The sequence below is a fragment of the Maribacter arenosus genome (genome assembly GCF_014610845.1).
GTDB classification, from domain to species: Bacteria; Bacteroidota; Bacteroidia; order Flavobacteriales; family Flavobacteriaceae; genus Maribacter_A; species Maribacter_A arenosus.
On the sequence record NZ_JABTCG010000005.1, the window covers coordinates 139,651 to 155,875 of the forward strand.

Sequence of the window (16,225 nt, forward strand, 5' to 3'; positions counted from 1 at the left end):
TAAAGAAAATAATGAAAAAGCAACTCAAATTAATTTATTGCAGATGTATCCATATTGTGATAGCCTTTGTATTTCTTTTTGCCAGCTGTAAAAAGGATAATCAGCTAAATACCAATACTTGGACAGCCTATAAAGCGGATCCAAGCGCATCAAGCTATTCCCCTTTGGACCAGATCAATGCTTCCAACGTGGCACAATTAGAAAATGTTTGGACGTTCCATGCTGATGATGTTCCCGACGGGGAGGAACCTGCCGCATCGAGCCAGGCAAATCCGATTATTATTGATGGAATCTTATATGCCAACTCAAGGAACCAAACCGTTTACGCCATTAACGCAAAGACTGGCGAGCAGATTTGGGAATTTAAGGCTCTAGAGGAGGGAGAACCGACGGCGGCCAGTAGAGGCGTTACCTATTGGGCCGAAGGGAACGACAAACGCATCTTGTATTCGGCCGGAACCTCCCTGATGGCGATCAATGCCGAAACGGGCGAATTGATTCCCTCATTTGGAAAAAATGGGAAAGTCAATCTCAATGTAGGTGTTCGCGATGACCCGGAAAAAATTTCGGTAACATTGACCACTCCTGGAAGTATTTTTAAAGATCTGGTCATAATTGGTTCCAGATTGCCCGATTTTTATGGTGCGCCACCGGGTTATGTCCGTGCCTATAATGTAAAGACCGGCGAACTGGCCTGGACCTTCCATACCATTCCGCACCCAGGGGAACCGGGTTATGAAACTTGGCCTCCGGATGCCTACAAATATGCAGGGGGTGTCAATTGTTGGGCAGGTATGAGTATCGATACGGAAAGGGGTACGGTGTATCTGGCCTTGGGTTCCCCATCCTATGACTTTTATGGAGCGGACAGGATCGGTGCCAACCTCTATGGAAACTGTGTTTTGGCCCTCGACGCCGCAACTGGAAATTATAAGTGGCACTTTCAAACCGTACACCATGATATCTGGGATTATGACCTGCCTGCACCCCCAACTTTGGTGACCCTTCAAAAAGACGGAAAAAAAGTGGATGCGGTCGCCCAAACGACCAAACAAGGCTTTGTCTTTATTTTGGATCGCGCCACGGGCGATCCTATTTATCCTGTTGAAGAACGTAAAGTTCCGGCTTCCAACCTTCCAGGGGAGGTGGCCTACGAGACGCAACCTTTTCCCTTAAAACCAGAGCCTTTTGTAAGACAGTTTATGACCGAAGATGACCTTAACCATTATTCCGAGGCCGACCATGATTCCATTTTAAAGACATTTCGGTCAGTGCGCTATGAAGGTCTCTTCACACCGCCCGATTTAAAAGGAACGATATCCTTACCGGCTACAAGAGGGGGAGCCAATTGGGGAGGGTCTGCCTACGACCCGGATACCGATTATCTATATATCAGGGGAAATAACCTACCTGAAATCCAGACCATCGTAGATGCCGACGAACATTTCAAGGCCCAAAACAATACACGTTTTGAATTGGGCCGGGTAACCTATGAAAAACATTGCGTGGCCTGTCACGGTCTCGATAAGCAAGGAATGATGGACGATGTACCTTCTTTGGTCGATTTAAAAGATCGATTTTCCGAGAATGAGACCCTTCAAAAAATACGGCAAGGCGGGGGGAAAATGCCAGGCTATAAAGGGGTGATTACCGAACAGGAAGAGCGCGGCCTGATTGCCTTTTTATACGATATGAAAGATGCCACGATCGATGCCCCTCAGATAACCGAGGGCGAAGAAAAGCCCACGAGGTATATGAACATCACGCCTTACAGGACATGGAGCGACCCCAGTGGCAACCCGGCCTTAAAAACACCTTGGAATACCCTGAACGCTTTAAATCTGTCCACCGGGGAATACGAATGGCAAATACCTGTGGGCAATGATGCGAAATTACAGAAAGAAGGTGGCCCGGATACAGGTTTACTGGCACGTTCAGGACCTATGGTAACCGCAGGTGGATTGGTTTTCATCAGTGGCGCAGCCGATAAAAAACTTTGGGCCTTTGACAAGAAAACCGGTGAAATGTTGTGGGAGCAGGAATTACCTGCTGCCAACAACGCGAATGTATGTTCCTATTTTTTGGAAGGGAAACAGTACATCGCCCTCTCCGTAGGTGGGACAGAGGAAAATCCTTCGGGTTCCATTATGGCGTTTGCATTACCGCAATGATGTTAAGTTACATTAATATGCGAAAACAAAAGTTCGGTATTTTGAAAACAAATAAACTGCTATTCCTTTTATTATTTGGATGTATTGCACATCTGGGGTTTTCCCAGGCCAATCCGGTTATCGATATTTTTCCCGAAGGAACCGTCTTGCACGGAAATATCAATTACAACAATGATACCCTCCAAAAACATCTGTTGGATATTTATCTGCCCTCGAATACCAAGAAAAAAGTGCCCTTAGTGGTTTTTGTGCATGGCGGCGGATGGCTTGTCAATGACAAATATGCCGATATCGGTTACATGAAAAAGACCGTGGCCGAAATCTTGGGCAAGGGCTATGCCTTGGCATCCATAGATTACCGCTTTGCGACCCAGGCCATTTTTCCGGCACAGATTCAAGATTGTAACAGGGCCGTGTCCTATTTGGTGGATCATGCCGAAAAATACGGACTCGATACGAATCGCATGGCCGTCATGGGTTTTTCAGCGGGTGGGCATTTGGCCTCGATGATGGGATTGTCGAAGAATAATGATGTACCAGACTTTTTTATGCCCGATACCAGTGCCTCTTTTCAATTTAAGGCGGTAGTCAATTTTTACGGTCCCACCGAATTAATTCTGTTTCCCGGTGCCAATGACCCGAAATCACCCGAGGGACTTTTGATCGGTGCCGCTCCATTGGACCGTCCTGATTTGGCAAAAGTGGCGAGTCCGGTTACCTATGTCGATGAAAACGACCCCCCTTTCCTGGTTATACATGGCGAAAAAGATGATTTGGTTTCCCCAAGGCACTCACAGCTCCTAAGTTCTTGGTTAACAGCTAAAGGGGTGGAAAACGAATTGATTATCCTCAAGGATGCGCCCCATTTTGGGGTTATGTTCGATGTGGAAGATATACGGACCAAGGTATTGTCATTTTTGGAAAAACACTTACAATGAAAGTGGTTTGGGTATTCTTTTTATGGTGTTCGACCTGTTCGGCATTTCAAAACGGCCCGGAAGATGCGCCAAATCATTCTACTTCCGATTCCAATAAGACCTTGGTTCTCTACCTCTCCCGCACCAATAACACCAAGGCCGTTGCCAAGATGATCCAAAAAGAAATCAGGGGCGATTTGGTGGCCGTGGAATTGGAAAACCCCTATCCGGAGGATTATGATGCCATCGTAAAACAAGTGGCCGAGGAAAATGCAAGCGGATTTTTACCTCCCTTAAAAACGAATGTGGACATGGCGCAATACGATACCATTTTCTTCGGGTTCCCGACCTGGGGCATGCAACTGCCGCCGCCCATGAAAAGCTTTTTGAACGAGCACGATTTGGAAGGAAAGACGCTAATTCCCTTTAATACCAATGCCGGGTACGGACTTGGCAGCAGTTTAAAAACCATACGGAAACTATGTCCTAATAGTACCATTCTTGATGAATTTTCGGTAAAGGGGGGCGTGGAAAGGAACGGTATTCTATTCGTGATGGAAGGAAAACGCGAAATAGAGGTCGGGCAAGCGGTGCAGAAATGGCTGGAGCAGATAATGGCCTTAAAGGATTAAAATGCTACCTTAAAGCGATAAAAATCCATAACAACGAAAAAATGGAAGGTTCAGGGGTACGTAGATTTTGGTTGACAGCAGTATGTAGTATTATGTTCGTTATCACTTTTGGGCAGGAAAAAGGGCCTGATGGTAATACAAACCTCTTGGAAAATATGATGGTCCGAATCGCCGAAATTGAAGTGGAACCGGATTATCTCGAGGAATATATCTCCATTTTAAAAGAGGAAGCGGAAGCATCCGTTCGACTGGAGGCCGGTGTCATCTGTATCTATCCCATGTTTCAGAAGGAAAATCCGAACCAAATACGCTTATTGGAAATCTATGCGGACAATACCTCTTATGAATCGCATTTGCAAACCCCGCATTTCAAACATTACAAAGAGTCCACGCTCCCTATGGTAAAATCCTTGCAATTGGTGGATATGGAGTCTATCGACCAAAAAACTATGGCAAACATCTTCAAAAAGATAAATACACAATGAGATTTCTAAAAATGATGACTTAGTATCAAAAAATTAACAGAATGAAAGAGGGTTTTGAAATTCCAAATCCCATAAAATCAGTAACTTTAGAACAATCGCTTTAAAAACAAGAATATCATGGCAAACTTTACGCTAAACATCAACGGAACGAAACAAGAGATGGATGTTGACCCAGCAACTCCCATGCTCTGGGTATTGCGGGACCACCTGAAATTGGTAGGCACCAAATATGGCTGCGGTATTGCGCAATGCGGTGCCTGTACCATCCATTTGGGCGACAACGCGGTTCGCTCGTGCCAGTTGCCGGTATCCGCGGTGGCCGAACAGAAGATTACGACTATCGAGGGACTTTCCGAAAACGGCGACCATCCCGTACAAAAGGCTTGGCTAGAAGTAGACGTTCCCCAATGTGGCTATTGCCAAGCCGGACAGATCATGACCGCTTCGGCCCTATTGGAAAAAAATCCGAATCCCTCGGACACTGAAATCGAAACGGCCATGAACGGAAATATCTGTCGTTGCGGAACGTACACAAGAATCAAAAAGGCCGTCAAACTCGCAGCCAGTTCTAAAAACGTTTAAAATCATCCGGCACATCTTAAAACAAAAATCATGACACAGATAAAAACACAATATAATCGTCGTTCGTTCATAAAGGTATCTGCCGCCGCTGGAGGAGGTATGCTTATCGGTTTTAGTTGGCTGAACGGATGTAAACCCAATACCCCCGAACCAGAACCTGGTGTTGCAGTGCCGAATGAGTGGTTCGAGATCAACGGCTATATCAAAATAGGCGATACCGGCAAGGTTACCATATATTCCCCTAATCCTGAAATCGGGCAAAACGTAAGAACTTCAATGCCCATGATCGTTGCCGAAGAACTCGATGTGCCATGGGAAAACGTGATCGTAGAGCAGGCACCGCTAAATACGGGGTGGTATCAAAATCAATTTGCAGGAGGAAGTCTTTCCATTCGATTGAGTTGGAACGCGCTACGAATGGCGGGGGCTACAGGAAAAAGAATGCTGATGGAAGCGGCTGCGAAAGAATGGGGCCTACAAGTTTCGGACCTGGCCGCTAGTGAAGGAATCATAAAAGAATCCAATGGTGAACGTACCATCTCTTATGGGGAAATTGCCTCAAAAGCCGTGGGCTTGGAAGTTCCGGAAGAAGTTGAATTGAAGGCTGTCAAGGATTTCAAATTGATAGGGACAAGCCAAAAAAATGTCGACGGTAAAAAAATTGTAACCGGGGAGCCGCTATTCGGACTGGATTTCCATAGGGAGAGCATGCAACTCGCGGTTATTCAACATCCACCTGCTTTTGGAATGAAAGTGAAGGATTTCAATGAAGACGAGATAAAAGGTATGCCGGGGGTACATGATGCATTTATTGTGGATACCTCCTTTGAGGACAGTGATAGATTTGATGAAAAAGGTTTTCTACAGCTAATAACTATTGTTGGAAATTCCATTTGGGAGTTATTACAGGCAAAAAAGGCGCTCAAAGCCAATTATGAGACCGTTGGTGAACTCGAAAGTTCGGGGATGCATTCAAAACGCCTAGAAAAGGCCTTAGTGTCCGGTGAGGTGCAGGAAAGCAGGAAAGATGGTAATCCTGATGCGGCCTTCAAAAAAGCGGCTAAAGTGATAGAACGAACCTATACCGCACCGTTCATAGCCCACAATACCTTGGAACCTATGAATTTCTTTGCAAACGTAACGGAAGATTCAGCGGAACTTATCGGGCCGACCCAGACACCGGAAGCCTTGGAAGGGTCCGTTTCTAAACTCCTGGGCCTACCCCTAGAAAATGTAACGGTGAACATGACCCGGATCGGAGGGGGATTTGGAAGAAGGCTCTATGTGCATTTTGGTGTTGAGGCGGCCGCCATTTCCAAAAAGATCGGTGGTCCGGTCAAACTTATGTATACAAGAGAGGACGATATGACCCAGGGTACCTATCGCCCAACCTATCGCTCGGTATACAAAGCAGGTCTTGACCAGAATAATAACCTGATCGCCTTTACCGTAAAAGGGGCAGGGTTGCCGGAAGGACCGGTGTTTCCCAATCGTTTCCCGGCAGGAACCGTCGAGAACTATTCCGCAGAAAAGATAAAATCGGAAACCAATGTGACAACAGGGGCATGGCGGGCACCACGATCCAATTTTACGGCCGGTGCCGAGCAGGCCTTTTTAGATGAAGTCGCCGAAGCAGCGGGCAAAGACCCCATTGATTTCCGGTTGGAACTTTTTGACCGGGCAATTAACGATCCTGTAGGGGAGGAACATGAATATGAAGCGGAACGCTATGCGGGTGTCTTGAAATTGGTCAAGGAAAAGGCTAATTGGGGCAAAACGGAGCCCGGTGTTCATCGAGGGGTAGCGGCCTACTTCTGCCATTCGACCTATGTCGCCGAAGTATTCGATATCGTTTTGGAAAATGATAATCCGGTAGTCCAAAAGGTCTGGTGCGCTGTGGATTGCGGTATCGTTGTAAATAAAGATGCGGCCAAGAACATGATTGAAGGCGGGGTAATCGATGGTATCGGTCATTCCATGTACAGTCAGTTGACGTTTGAAAATGGGGCCCCGGAACAAATGAACTTCGACAGCTACCAGTTGATCCGGCATTCACAGGCACCAAAGGAAATTGAGGTCTTCTTTGTTGAAAATGAAATCGATCCGACCGGTTTGGGAGAGCCAGGGTTGCCGCCAGCTATTGGGGCACTGGCCAACGCACTATATAAAGCTAAAGGAATGGGGCATTACCATCAACCCTTTATTTCCGAAAAACAAATTGTAGGGTAAGTTGATTAGCGGAGGATGATTATGTTGATACGCTAAAGCAGCTTTTCCACATTGTTACGAAACGTCACCCAACCGGAAAGATACCTATCTCTAGTAAAAACATTGTTTTTGCGTAGTACTTTAATCGCATCGATGGCCATCGAATAGCTTTTATGGATAGGAATATTTTTTTCGTAGGCAGTTCCCTTACCAATTCTTTAAACTGTTGCGTACTACAAACGAATGCTCGGCGTTTTTTAAATGAAATTTGATATAGTCGCCGTAGCCCTTTATCCAGATAAGGTAATCGAGTTTTATATTTACTTTACGGCTTTTACCTTCAGGACAAAATTTCAGACTAGTTCATAACTTCAGTATCAAGTCTCCTAATAGGAATTATGTAATTACATTTCGTACCGCTTCCTGTTGGGTCTGTACTTTTCCAAATCGGTTTTGGACATACTCCCGTACCGCCACCGTTACCCTTTTTTTTGATAGCAAAATAACAACATCCGTTCTTGCACGGCGGCATAAACCAGGCTCGCTATGCTCCCTCTTATTTATACGCCTTACCAAGCTCGGATATTGTAGTCCGTACAGCATCAAAAAAAGGGTAACAGCGGACGGCCTTTAGTTTTGTTCTATAGATGAGATCTATTATGATGATGGTTTTGAAAAGAGGGGGTCCGGGGGAGACTCATAACTCATGATTTTGTTGATAAGTCAAAAAAAGGTGGGGCGAACCAAGGCGACGGCTAGGCATCAGGCTTTCATAGAGTAATGGGCCCTACCTTTTTATAAGGGATTACGGATATTTATATGGAATAGATTGAAAAAAGGACGGGGTGAACTTTAGCGACGGCCAGGTTCAAGGCCTTTATAGTGTACCAGTCCCTGTCCTTTATAACCGGGTTGCCAGAACCAAATAGGATTTTAGCCCTTGCTAGTAAAGGTCTTAGTTTAAACAACCCTATTAAAGCAAAGTAAAAATATGGAAATCAAGGAAGTCATCGGTATCGATGTAAGTAAGTTGACAGTGGATTGTTGTATCCACCAAAGCCAAGAACTTAAAACGTTCAAGAACGATTCAGAAGGAATCTCGAAAATGATAGGTTGGTCCTTAAGGAAAAGTAAGGTCGATAAGGAGAATATTCTCTTTGTACTGGAGCATACCGGTCTCTACTCGGATTACTTGGTTCGGTCGCTGGATCGCGGCGATTACCAAATGAAAATAGTCAGCGGTCTCGAAATTAAACGGTCCCTTGGAATCATCAGGGGCAAGAATGACAGGGCCGATTCAAAACGGATAGCCCTTTACGGTTATCGCACAAGGGAAGAGACCCTTCCAAGCAGGATTCCCGGTTCTACCCTGACAAGGTTGAAACGGTTAATGTCCATGCGAAGGAAATTGGTAGGTCAACGGGCGGGTCATATGGCGACCCTCCGAGAGCAAAAAAGCGTACTGGAAGAGGATTCGCTCCTGTTCTGGGTTCAGGAGGATATCATCAACTTATTGAGTTGGCGGATAAACGACCTTGAACGGGAAATGGACAAATTGATACAAGGGGATATTGAGCTGAAACGGATGCTCGCCCTTTTAACGGGTATCAAGGGAATCGGTAAAGTGACCGCCCGCTTTATGATCGTGTATACAGTAGGGTTTACTTCGTTCTCTACCTGGCGCAAGTTTGCCTCCTACTGTGGAATAGCGCCCTTTTCCCATACTTCCGGCACAAGTGTCAGGGGAAGGACCAAGGTCAGCCAATTGGCCAATAGGGAAGGTAAGGCCTTGTTGCACCAATGTTCCTTATCGGCCGTAAAATGCAATCCGGAGATGAAAGCATATTATGAACGAAGGCTTGAAATCGGAAAGAGCAAGATGAGCACGTTGAACATTATCAGGAACAAACTGGTGTCACGGGCCTTTGCCGTGGTGGCCAGGGGAACGCCTTATGTGAACACGATGGGATACGCCTCATAGCCAAATGTACAAGGGAAAAATTGGCTTCACTTCCGTTTTACGGGAGCATACTTTCTTTTGCCATGAAGGAAACGGTATTTCAGCAACAGCCCGAGCCTTTTTGAACGGGTGGACAGGGTTTGGTTCCAAAGGAACAGTATACACAGCAATCCCCTTCATTTGGTCTCAGTACATCCCCACAGCTTTGGCAATCATAAAAAAACTGGCAAGAATCAGTGGGCATTTCCTCTTCCTTTTGATGTCCACAGTTTGGACAGGTAATTGTCGATTTTAGCATTACTTCTGTCATTTGTTAATTGTATATCCTGTCCTTAAAATGGCTTCTTTTATTTCTTGGGCAGTTGTCCTGCTTCCATCGTACTTAACTACAGTGTTTGCCTTTTGATAATCGGACTTGACCATAAGGATTCCATCCAGTTTGTTTACTTCGCTCTCAATATGGGCCTCGCATCCCGAACAGGTCATTCCCTTGATGGAGAGGCTCACTTCATCAACATCGTTCTCCGATACGTAGACCACTTCCTTGCTCGTTTCTGTCGTTGGGTAGAAAATATGGGAATAATAGGGGAAAGCTAGCATGATTACGGCAAATATAGTGACCACGGCAAGGAACTTTTTGGATTGCCAAAAAGAAGGTTTTTCTTCTGCTTCACAGGCACAATCGATTTCCTCCTGTGTCCTAGGTCTCATCTTTTGGTACCATGCAAATACGAGTGCCAAAATCGTAATCCCTACTAAATAAGGCCGGAAAGGCTCAATAAAGGAAAAGGTCGAGGCGACACCCGTTGTTCCTGCCAGGAAGGCAAGTACCGGTGTTATGCAACATAGGGAAGCCGCTAGAGCGGTAATGACCGTAGTCCCGATTAGACTTTTGTTGTTATCCATTGTCCGTCGTTTTCAATAATTCTCTTTTGTCTATTGTTTCAAAAAACGGGGCAAGGATAGGTGCTTTGTCAGCTACTATCGAATAAAAGATTACCTGCGCCTCCTTACTCGACTCAGTGAGGCCCCTATCCCTTAATTTTCTAAGATGTTGTGATATCGCCGACACGTTCATTTCCAGAATATCGCTCAGGTCGCATACACACAACCGGTCTTCTTGGTTCAATAAGTAAAGGATTTTTAGCCGTACCGAGTTCCCTGCTAAACTTAATATGCCGGATAGGGAATCGAAGGAACTATCCAATTTCCGGACGGTATCCCTGCAATCCATTATTTGCTTGGCATCGGCTTCCAGCCGGATACAGATATTATTTTTCATGGTACGAATATAAGCCTATTATCGTATTTAAGCAAATGCTAAAATACATCAAATGATGCATTTGGTGCCGCTTCGTAGTCATTCGGTTTCTTTCAAGAGAAGGCTTTGACTTACCAACGCACCATACCGTTTCCTCTTTTTTGACAGCAAAACAACAACATCCATTCTTGGACGGCGGCATAAACCGTTGCGCTTCGCTCCACTATTTATACGCCTTACCAAGCCTGGATATTGTGACCCATCAAGCATCAAAAAAAGGTAACGTGAAGGCTCTATGGGAAGTAAATCAAATCCGAATATCATGAAAGCGAATCCAAAACTTAAAAACGAAACGGTACGAAAAAAATCAAAAAAGGAAAACGCTCAGGATATAATAAGTAAATCGATTGAAAGCCTACACGCAAAAAACTCGGTTGTTATAGAAAAAGTTTATGATGGAAAATTTGGATTTACCATAGGATACACTATGGGAAGTAAATCAAAAACAAAAAAGATGAAATCGTACGGAATCAACAAAAAGGAAGCGGAACAAAAGTTAAAGATCAAAAAAAGGGAAAACGCTCCGGATATAATAAGTAAATCATTCAAAAACCGCTCGAAGGGTTCGGGCGGTTCAATTATAAATCCTTTAAATATTTCAGTTATGAGTAATCTAAGAAACAAAGTCCAACTAATTGGCAACGTGGGGAACGACCCCGAAATGACCGTTTTGGAAAGTGGTAAAAAAGTAATCCGTTTTTCATTGGCGACCAATGAAAACTACAAGAACGCCAAAGGCGAGAAAGTACAAAGTACGGACTGGCATAATATGGTGGCTTGGGGCAAGACGGCCGAGATCGTTGAAAAGTATGCCGTCAAAGGCAAGCAAATCGCCATCGAGGGCAAATTGACTTCTCGAAGCTATGAAACCAAGGAAGGCGAAAAACGTTACATCACCGAAGTAATCGTTAGCGAGGTTTTGTTATTAGGTGCAAAGAACGAAAACAGGGCAGCCTAATGTATTGATTGATTAAAATTAAAGAGGGCATCTCTCGCAAAAGTTCTGCCCTCTTTTTCATTACTAATAACGTTTAAATCAAAAGCAATGAAAGACAAAGTTAACGAAATACGAATAAGCTATAAAGAACGTATCCCCTCCTCTTTTTGGAGAAAAATAAATTCCTCAAAAGACGCTGCGAATCTGCTGTTCGAAAATTGGGACAAACAGACCATTCAAGTACATGAATCCTTTAAGGTCGTACTCTTGAACAACAACAATAAAGTGAAGGGTATCTATCAACTTTCCAAAGGTGGAATTACCGCAACAATAATTGATATACGAATCTTGTTCGCAGTGGTTTTAAAATCATTATCCGTTGCGATTATTTTGACCCATAATCATCCCAGTGGAACATTGAAAGCTAGTCAGGCCGATAAGGACATCACGGAGAAAATTAAAAAGGCCGGCGAACTTCTGGACATTAAAGTATTGGATCATTTGATTATGGTACCCAATGGCGACTATTACAGTTTTGCGGATAACGGCCTGATGTAAAATCAAACGCTATGTACATCAATATAGATATACCGTTTCGTCTGAATTTCAATAATCTGGACGGAGATACACAGAAAAAACTTATGGAACAATCCAAGAAAGAAGTAGAACTAAAATTCGGTCCTGAAATGAAAACATATGCTAAACAAAATCATTTGGACTATCAAGAAATTTTGGAAGAGGAGGCCATCAAGAACCTTTACAATTACAAATTCATGTTCACTATTTAAAGAAGGAGGTTTTAGAAAAATTGGGGCGACTTGTCAAAGTTGCCCTTTTCCTTTTAAGGAAATGTAACACTTTCCAATATTCAATATGAATTCCTTAAAAATGAATCTTTCTCATTCTTAAAAAACCATGTTTCAAGCCTAGTAGCTATAAGAGCCTTTACCTTGAGGGAAAGGTATTTTTTTGACCCCTGCGGGGGAAAAAGGAATAGCAAGAGGATAACACGCTAAGGCGGTGTTATGATGTTTGATTTCTTTTTCAATGCCTTGAAAATGAATTGATTATAGCTGTCATAGGCTTGAATTCGGCCTAGGAATAGGTCAAAAGTTTGTTGCAAAACATTCGGTAGACCCCTGAAACATTGAAAAAGTTTGTTGCAAAATGAAGGTAAAAAACAAATACAAGTACGACTATCTAGCCTTGAACTTACGGGCGAATGTCGTTGTTCGCTTTCGTGCCTTCTCCAAAAAAGTGACCCGTTCCCATGCGGAAACCTTGACCGTTATGATGGACTTTTTTGAATGGCACAACTACTCGCCGCACCAACGTTTCGGTAAAGATGTAATCGCCGGACAGAAGAAAAACCGCAAGCGAATAGACGCCGTAATCGCCATCATTAAGTCTGTCGAGAAGTCTCAGAATATTCCAATTATGAATATCGAGGCCATGCTGAAATCGCTCTTTAAAGAGGAAATAAAAAAGTACGCGCCCAAATTATTGGAGCCGAAAAAGATTGCTAAATCAGAACAAAAGCCCAAAGCCGAAAAGACTACCGTTTCAAGAATCGACTATGACCGAATCCAGGAAAAACTATCCGAAACTCGGGACCGATTGAAATACGTTTTGGAACGGACAGAACTGGTCAGTAACCGTTTTGGTAAGGACTTTTTAAAATTGGAAATCACTCGAGAAGAACTCGCCCGATTCAAAAGGGGCTTAAAAGATTCATGAAATGTATATAGCGATCACACCACAAAAAATGGGTCAAACTTATTCGAACAGCGCTGCGGATTATGTCGCCTATCTCGAAAAGGAAAACGAGGGTTTGGAACAAGAAAATCAGGAACACTTTTTCAACCAGACGGAGGACCGAATTACTCCTGATAAAGTCATTTCGGAAATCGATGCCAATACCGCAAAACTCAAAAAAACCGAACCCAAATTTTATTCGATCGTGGTCAGTCCAAGTCAACGTGAACTCAAAAAAATAGCGGACAATCCAGAGGCTTTAAAAACCTATACAAGGGAGTTAATGAAAGATTACGCCAAGTCCTTTTACCGGGAGAAACCGGTAACGGTAGATCAGATAAAATACTTCGCCAAAATAGAGCATGAACGTACCTATCGCGGATTTGAAAAAGAGGTCTTGGAGAATGCGCCATATCGAAAACGCATCGCCAAGTTGGAGAACGATATCCGAAAAGTAGCGCGAGGTGAACTGAAGGGAACTATCAAAAAATTGGAGCAAGAAATCGCAGCTTTAAAAGAAGCCGCACCACATCAAATCAACGGCCAGATGATTGTGGCCGGAATGAAAAAAGAGGGCAATCAATCCCACATACATATCATCGTTAGCCGCAAGGATGTGACCAATACCTTTAGCCTTTCCCCTGGATCGAAGTACAAGGCTTCGGAAGTTGAAATGCATGGTAAAAAGGTACAACGGGGTTTCCATCGGGATCAGTTTTTTGAAAAAGCCGAACAGACCTTTGATAGAGTTTTTGGCTATGACCGCAACTTTGTGGAAACCTATACCGCCAAGAAAACCTTGGTCAAGAATCCCGCTATGTTTCGGATGCTCTTGGGAAACCTACCAACCAACGAAAAAGCCCTTGCCTTGAAACTACTTTCAAAATCGGGAATGCGCATTCCATCCATACCCACCAACAAAGTGCAATTGGCCTTAAAAGTGTTTCACAGATTGAGACGGGGAATGCAACGGGCAATCGAATCGGGATCAATAGGAATTTAAATCAAAGCCATGGAAGAACTGAATTTTAGTAGTGTGATGTTTACCCTTCTCTTTGGAAGCAGCCTTTGCTTTCTTTTGGTGCGTTTTGTCAAAGAAGGGTTCTTTATCAATATCCTTTGGATTGGACTCGGCCTTTTTTGGGCTTGGTCAAATGCTCCTCATACAAATCGATTTCTGTTGATTTTGTTGTTGATTGGATTGCCCCTATTGTTTGTCAATATCCTTTTCTATGTTTTCTTTCCCAAGGAGAGCGAATCGAATACCAATAGTAGGTATAAAGTGAAATTGCAAGTCTCAAAAGGGAATCTGCTTTTGGAAAACATCCGTAGGGGAATCGCCATTATCGGTGCCGCTGGAAGTGGTAAAACGGAAAGTGTGGTCTATCCCCTTTTAAATCATTTTAGCCAGTGGAACTTTAGTGGGGTCATCTATGATTACAAAGACTTTGAAATTACCGAAATGGCCTACCCCTTATTCAGTCAATGCGACATTCCCTTCTTTATAATCTCGTTCGACACCATTCATTCTAGGGTCAATCCCATTGCACCAAGATACCTGCCCGATGAGGAAAGTGTCAACGAACTTTCACGGGTACTGGTGGAAAATCTATTGGAACAAAAGGACAACAATATGAACGCCACTACGCGGTTCTTTAACGATGTGGTAGAAGGTCTAGTGGGTGGCATGATATGGCGTTTGAAGACCGATTTTGAAAAATTCTGTACCCTGCCCCATTTGATCGCCCTCTATCAACATCTGGATACTGCCCAACTTATTGGGTTCCTATCGGACAATGTTACTTCAAAAGCAATGGCGGATGCCTTTATCAGTGGGGTGGATTCCGAACGGCAGACGGCCGGGGTCAAGAGTACCTTGGCCAATGCCTTTAAAAAGATAAGTACTCAACGGATCTTTATGGCGCTCTCTGCCGATGAAGTCGATTTGAACATCAATCGCAAGGATAATTTGGCGGTAGTCTCCGTGGTCAATAACCCAAAAATCGAAACGTCCCTCTCCCCTGTTATCGCGACCATCATTCATACCATGACCAAACAGATGAGCGTACGCAATCAAAACCCCTCTTTTTTGTTGATGGAGGAAGCGGCTACCTTGCGATTGCTGAATATGCACCGTATTCCTGCTACCTTACGTAGCTATGATATTGCCACGGTCTATGTATTGCAGGACAAGATTCAAAATGACATGATTTATGGGCCCATGGCCAGCAAGGCGATTTTGGCCAATCTGTCCTATCAGTTTTTTGGGAAGGCCAATGACCCCGATACCGCCAAGTACTATGAACGCTTTTTTGAAATCGTCAAGAAAGAGACCAAAAGTGTGAACAAGGGCTATAACCTCAACTTTGATACCCGTGTCACCAAAGGGGAAAGGGAAGTGGCGAAGACCCGTGCCGATGTTTTCTATGGCTTGAAACAAGGGACTTTTATTGTGTTGGCAGATGGAAAGGATAAGAAAGTGCAATTTAAAACACCTAAAATCATTAGGAAATTGCCTTTGCCGGAGCGGAATTTAAAAGAAAAACTTCAGGAGAACTTTGAGAAGATTCATCGGGAGGTAAAAGGATTGACTGACGAAAAATAAATGCGGAAAAATATCTTTTGATTAGAATTGTAGTATTACTTACTTTATAATCTTCAAGATAAGAGCAGAATCAGCTAACAACTTAAGTTAGATAATATAACTTTTAACCATGGATGGAATTTTTTATAATTTGAATGGTATAACTTCAAAAAAACCGATTACATCTAAGTTTTGGGTTCTCGAGTGGAATGATCAATTTTCTTTAAAAGAAAATGATATTACATTCGATTTAGACATGGATTTTGTTAAGCTAACTTATTTGGTTGCTAAAAAGATTTTTGGGAGCACCGAAAAATATCATCAATTGTTATTGACAACATCTACCCTTTATCCATATGCAGGAATTGATGCAGAAATTAAGATTTCGAAGGTGGAATTTGAAAAAATTTCGCAAAAAGAGAAATCGATTGATAATAACAAGCTACTCTACTATTATGACTTTTTGAATATTATTAGTTCTTTGCAAAATTTAATACAAGAATCGAAATATATCTTTTGTGAGTTTTATAAAACATTAAATGTGAACACCTTTATGACCACTCAAAACCCTCTTAGTCCAAACGGACTAATGTTTGCTGGCTATTTCGGAGTGATGGTGCCACCCGTTTCGGTCGAATGGTGCCACTTTGAGAGATACTGCAATTATAGTTAA

At 43.4% G+C, this 16,225-nt stretch carries 17 protein-coding genes; 14 read left to right on the top strand and 3 right to left on the bottom strand.

Annotated elements, in window-relative coordinates:
- Positions 1-11: 11 nt before the first annotated feature.
- The 7 genes from HPE63_RS14260 (at position 12) to HPE63_RS14290 (ending at position 8,976) form a co-directional block, all read left to right on the top strand.
- On the top strand, positions 12-2,171 hold the full coding sequence (locus HPE63_RS14260) for an outer membrane protein assembly factor BamB family protein (protein ID WP_188314968.1): 2,160 nt from the start codon (positions 12-14) through the stop codon (positions 2,169-2,171).
- Between the two features lie 17 nt (positions 2,172-2,188).
- Entirely contained in the window at positions 2,189-3,109 is a 921-nt protein-coding gene (locus tag HPE63_RS14265) for an alpha/beta hydrolase (protein ID WP_188314969.1), read from the top strand.
- Positions 3,106-3,720, top strand: a complete 615-nt coding sequence (locus tag HPE63_RS14270; protein ID WP_188314970.1) for a flavodoxin family protein — start codon at positions 3,106-3,108, stop codon at positions 3,718-3,720. The genes HPE63_RS14265 and HPE63_RS14270 overlap by 4 nt, the downstream gene beginning before the upstream one ends.
- Positions 3,687-4,205 carry a putative quinol monooxygenase gene (locus tag HPE63_RS18530; protein WP_223198177.1) on the top strand — a complete coding sequence of 173 codons (519 nt, stop codon included), beginning with the start codon at positions 3,687-3,689 and terminating at the stop codon, positions 4,203-4,205. Before HPE63_RS14270 ends, HPE63_RS18530 begins: the two co-directional genes overlap by 34 nt.
- Positions 4,206-4,322: 117 nt before the next feature.
- The gene (locus tag HPE63_RS14280) at positions 4,323-4,787 is read left to right on the top strand and encodes a (2Fe-2S)-binding protein (protein ID WP_188314971.1); all 465 of its coding nucleotides are present in this window, start codon (positions 4,323-4,325) and stop codon (positions 4,785-4,787) included.
- A 30-nt stretch (positions 4,788-4,817) separates the two neighbouring features.
- Positions 4,818-7,016: a xanthine dehydrogenase family protein molybdopterin-binding subunit gene (locus tag HPE63_RS14285; RefSeq protein ID WP_188314972.1), complete on the top strand. Its 2,199-nt coding sequence runs from the start codon at positions 4,818-4,820 to the stop codon at positions 7,014-7,016.
- 970 nt (positions 7,017-7,986) lie between these two features.
- Positions 7,987-8,976 carry a transposase gene (locus HPE63_RS14290; RefSeq protein ID WP_188314973.1) on the top strand — a complete coding sequence of 330 codons (990 nt, stop codon included), beginning with the start codon at positions 7,987-7,989 and terminating at the stop codon, positions 8,974-8,976.
- 79 nt (positions 8,977-9,055) lie between these two features.
- On the opposite strand, the gene HPE63_RS18535 is transcribed toward HPE63_RS14290, so the two are convergent.
- The 3 genes from HPE63_RS18535 to HPE63_RS14300 are packed head-to-tail and all read right to left on the bottom strand — an operon-like array spanning position 9,056 to position 10,237.
- Complete coding sequence (locus HPE63_RS18535; protein ID WP_223198178.1) at positions 9,056-9,265, bottom strand: DpnI domain-containing protein; 210 nt, start codon at positions 9,263-9,265, stop codon at positions 9,056-9,058.
- Positions 9,262-9,861, bottom strand: coding sequence for a mercuric transport protein MerTP (gene merTP / locus HPE63_RS14295; protein ID WP_188314974.1), 600 nt, complete (start codon positions 9,859-9,861; stop codon positions 9,262-9,264). Before merTP ends, HPE63_RS18535 begins: the two co-directional genes overlap by 4 nt.
- Positions 9,854-10,237, bottom strand: a complete 384-nt coding sequence (locus HPE63_RS14300) for an ArsR/SmtB family transcription factor (protein WP_188314975.1) — start codon at positions 10,235-10,237, stop codon at positions 9,854-9,856. The genes merTP and HPE63_RS14300 overlap by 8 nt, the downstream gene beginning before the upstream one ends.
- Positions 10,238-10,880: 643 nt before the next feature.
- On the opposite strand from HPE63_RS14300, the gene HPE63_RS14305 reads away from it, so the two are divergent.
- From HPE63_RS14305 to HPE63_RS14335, 7 genes are all read left to right on the top strand, one after another.
- The gene (locus HPE63_RS14305; RefSeq protein ID WP_188315281.1) at positions 10,881-11,234 is read left to right on the top strand and encodes a single-stranded DNA-binding protein; all 354 of its coding nucleotides are present in this window, start codon (positions 10,881-10,883) and stop codon (positions 11,232-11,234) included.
- An 87-nt stretch (positions 11,235-11,321) separates the two neighbouring features.
- Positions 11,322-11,771 (top strand): JAB domain-containing protein, encoded by a 450-nt coding sequence (locus HPE63_RS14310; RefSeq protein ID WP_188314976.1) that lies wholly within the window; start codon positions 11,322-11,324, stop codon positions 11,769-11,771.
- A gap of 11 nt (positions 11,772-11,782) precedes the next feature.
- A complete protein-coding gene (locus HPE63_RS14315; RefSeq protein ID WP_188314977.1) occupies positions 11,783-12,001 on the top strand; it encodes a hypothetical protein in 219 nt (72 codons plus the stop codon).
- Between the two features lie 379 nt (positions 12,002-12,380).
- The gene (locus HPE63_RS14320; RefSeq protein WP_188314978.1) at positions 12,381-12,950 is read left to right on the top strand and encodes a BfmA/BtgA family mobilization protein; all 570 of its coding nucleotides are present in this window, start codon (positions 12,381-12,383) and stop codon (positions 12,948-12,950) included.
- Position 12,951: 1 nt separating this feature from the next.
- The gene (gene mobB / locus HPE63_RS14325) at positions 12,952-13,971 is read left to right on the top strand and encodes a MobB family relaxase (protein ID WP_188314979.1); all 1,020 of its coding nucleotides are present in this window, start codon (positions 12,952-12,954) and stop codon (positions 13,969-13,971) included.
- Positions 13,972-13,980: 9 nt separating this feature from the next.
- Complete coding sequence (locus HPE63_RS14330) at positions 13,981-15,573, top strand: type IV secretory system conjugative DNA transfer family protein (protein WP_188314980.1); 1,593 nt, start codon at positions 13,981-13,983, stop codon at positions 15,571-15,573.
- A gap of 109 nt (positions 15,574-15,682) precedes the next feature.
- Positions 15,683-16,225: a hypothetical protein gene (locus tag HPE63_RS14335; protein WP_188314981.1), complete on the top strand. Its 543-nt coding sequence runs from the start codon at positions 15,683-15,685 to the stop codon at positions 16,223-16,225.

What these genes read in the sequence shown, in the direction of transcription:
- HPE63_RS14260 (WP_188314968.1), top strand. Translation starts at nt 12, where the DNA reads ATGAAAAAGCAACTCAAATTAATTTATTGCAGATGTATCCATATTGTG.
- HPE63_RS14265 (WP_188314969.1), top strand. Translation starts at nt 2,189, where the DNA reads ATGCGAAAACAAAAGTTCGGTATTTTGAAAACAAATAAACTGCTATTC.
- HPE63_RS14270 (WP_188314970.1), top strand. Translation starts at nt 3,106, where the DNA reads ATGAAAGTGGTTTGGGTATTCTTTTTATGGTGTTCGACCTGTTCGGCA.
- HPE63_RS18530 (WP_223198177.1), top strand. Translation starts at nt 3,687, where the DNA reads ATGGCTGGAGCAGATAATGGCCTTAAAGGATTAAAATGCTACCTTAAA.
- HPE63_RS14280 (WP_188314971.1), top strand. Translation starts at nt 4,323, where the DNA reads ATGGCAAACTTTACGCTAAACATCAACGGAACGAAACAAGAGATGGAT.
- HPE63_RS14285 (WP_188314972.1), top strand. Translation starts at nt 4,818, where the DNA reads ATGACACAGATAAAAACACAATATAATCGTCGTTCGTTCATAAAGGTA.
- HPE63_RS14290 (WP_188314973.1), top strand. Translation starts at nt 7,987, where the DNA reads ATGGAAATCAAGGAAGTCATCGGTATCGATGTAAGTAAGTTGACAGTG.
- HPE63_RS18535 (WP_223198178.1), bottom strand. Translation starts at nt 9,265, where the DNA reads ATGACAGAAGTAATGCTAAAATCGACAATTACCTGTCCAAACTGTGGA.
- merTP (WP_188314974.1), bottom strand. Translation starts at nt 9,861, where the DNA reads ATGGATAACAACAAAAGTCTAATCGGGACTACGGTCATTACCGCTCTA.
- HPE63_RS14300 (WP_188314975.1), bottom strand. Translation starts at nt 10,237, where the DNA reads ATGAAAAATAATATCTGTATCCGGCTGGAAGCCGATGCCAAGCAAATA.
- HPE63_RS14305 (WP_188315281.1), top strand. Translation starts at nt 10,881, where the DNA reads ATGAGTAATCTAAGAAACAAAGTCCAACTAATTGGCAACGTGGGGAAC.
- HPE63_RS14310 (WP_188314976.1), top strand. Translation starts at nt 11,322, where the DNA reads ATGAAAGACAAAGTTAACGAAATACGAATAAGCTATAAAGAACGTATC.
- HPE63_RS14315 (WP_188314977.1), top strand. Translation starts at nt 11,783, where the DNA reads ATGTACATCAATATAGATATACCGTTTCGTCTGAATTTCAATAATCTG.
- HPE63_RS14320 (WP_188314978.1), top strand. Translation starts at nt 12,381, where the DNA reads ATGAAGGTAAAAAACAAATACAAGTACGACTATCTAGCCTTGAACTTA.
- mobB (WP_188314979.1), top strand. Translation starts at nt 12,952, where the DNA reads ATGTATATAGCGATCACACCACAAAAAATGGGTCAAACTTATTCGAAC.
- HPE63_RS14330 (WP_188314980.1), top strand. Translation starts at nt 13,981, where the DNA reads ATGGAAGAACTGAATTTTAGTAGTGTGATGTTTACCCTTCTCTTTGGA.
- HPE63_RS14335 (WP_188314981.1), top strand. Translation starts at nt 15,683, where the DNA reads ATGGATGGAATTTTTTATAATTTGAATGGTATAACTTCAAAAAAACCG.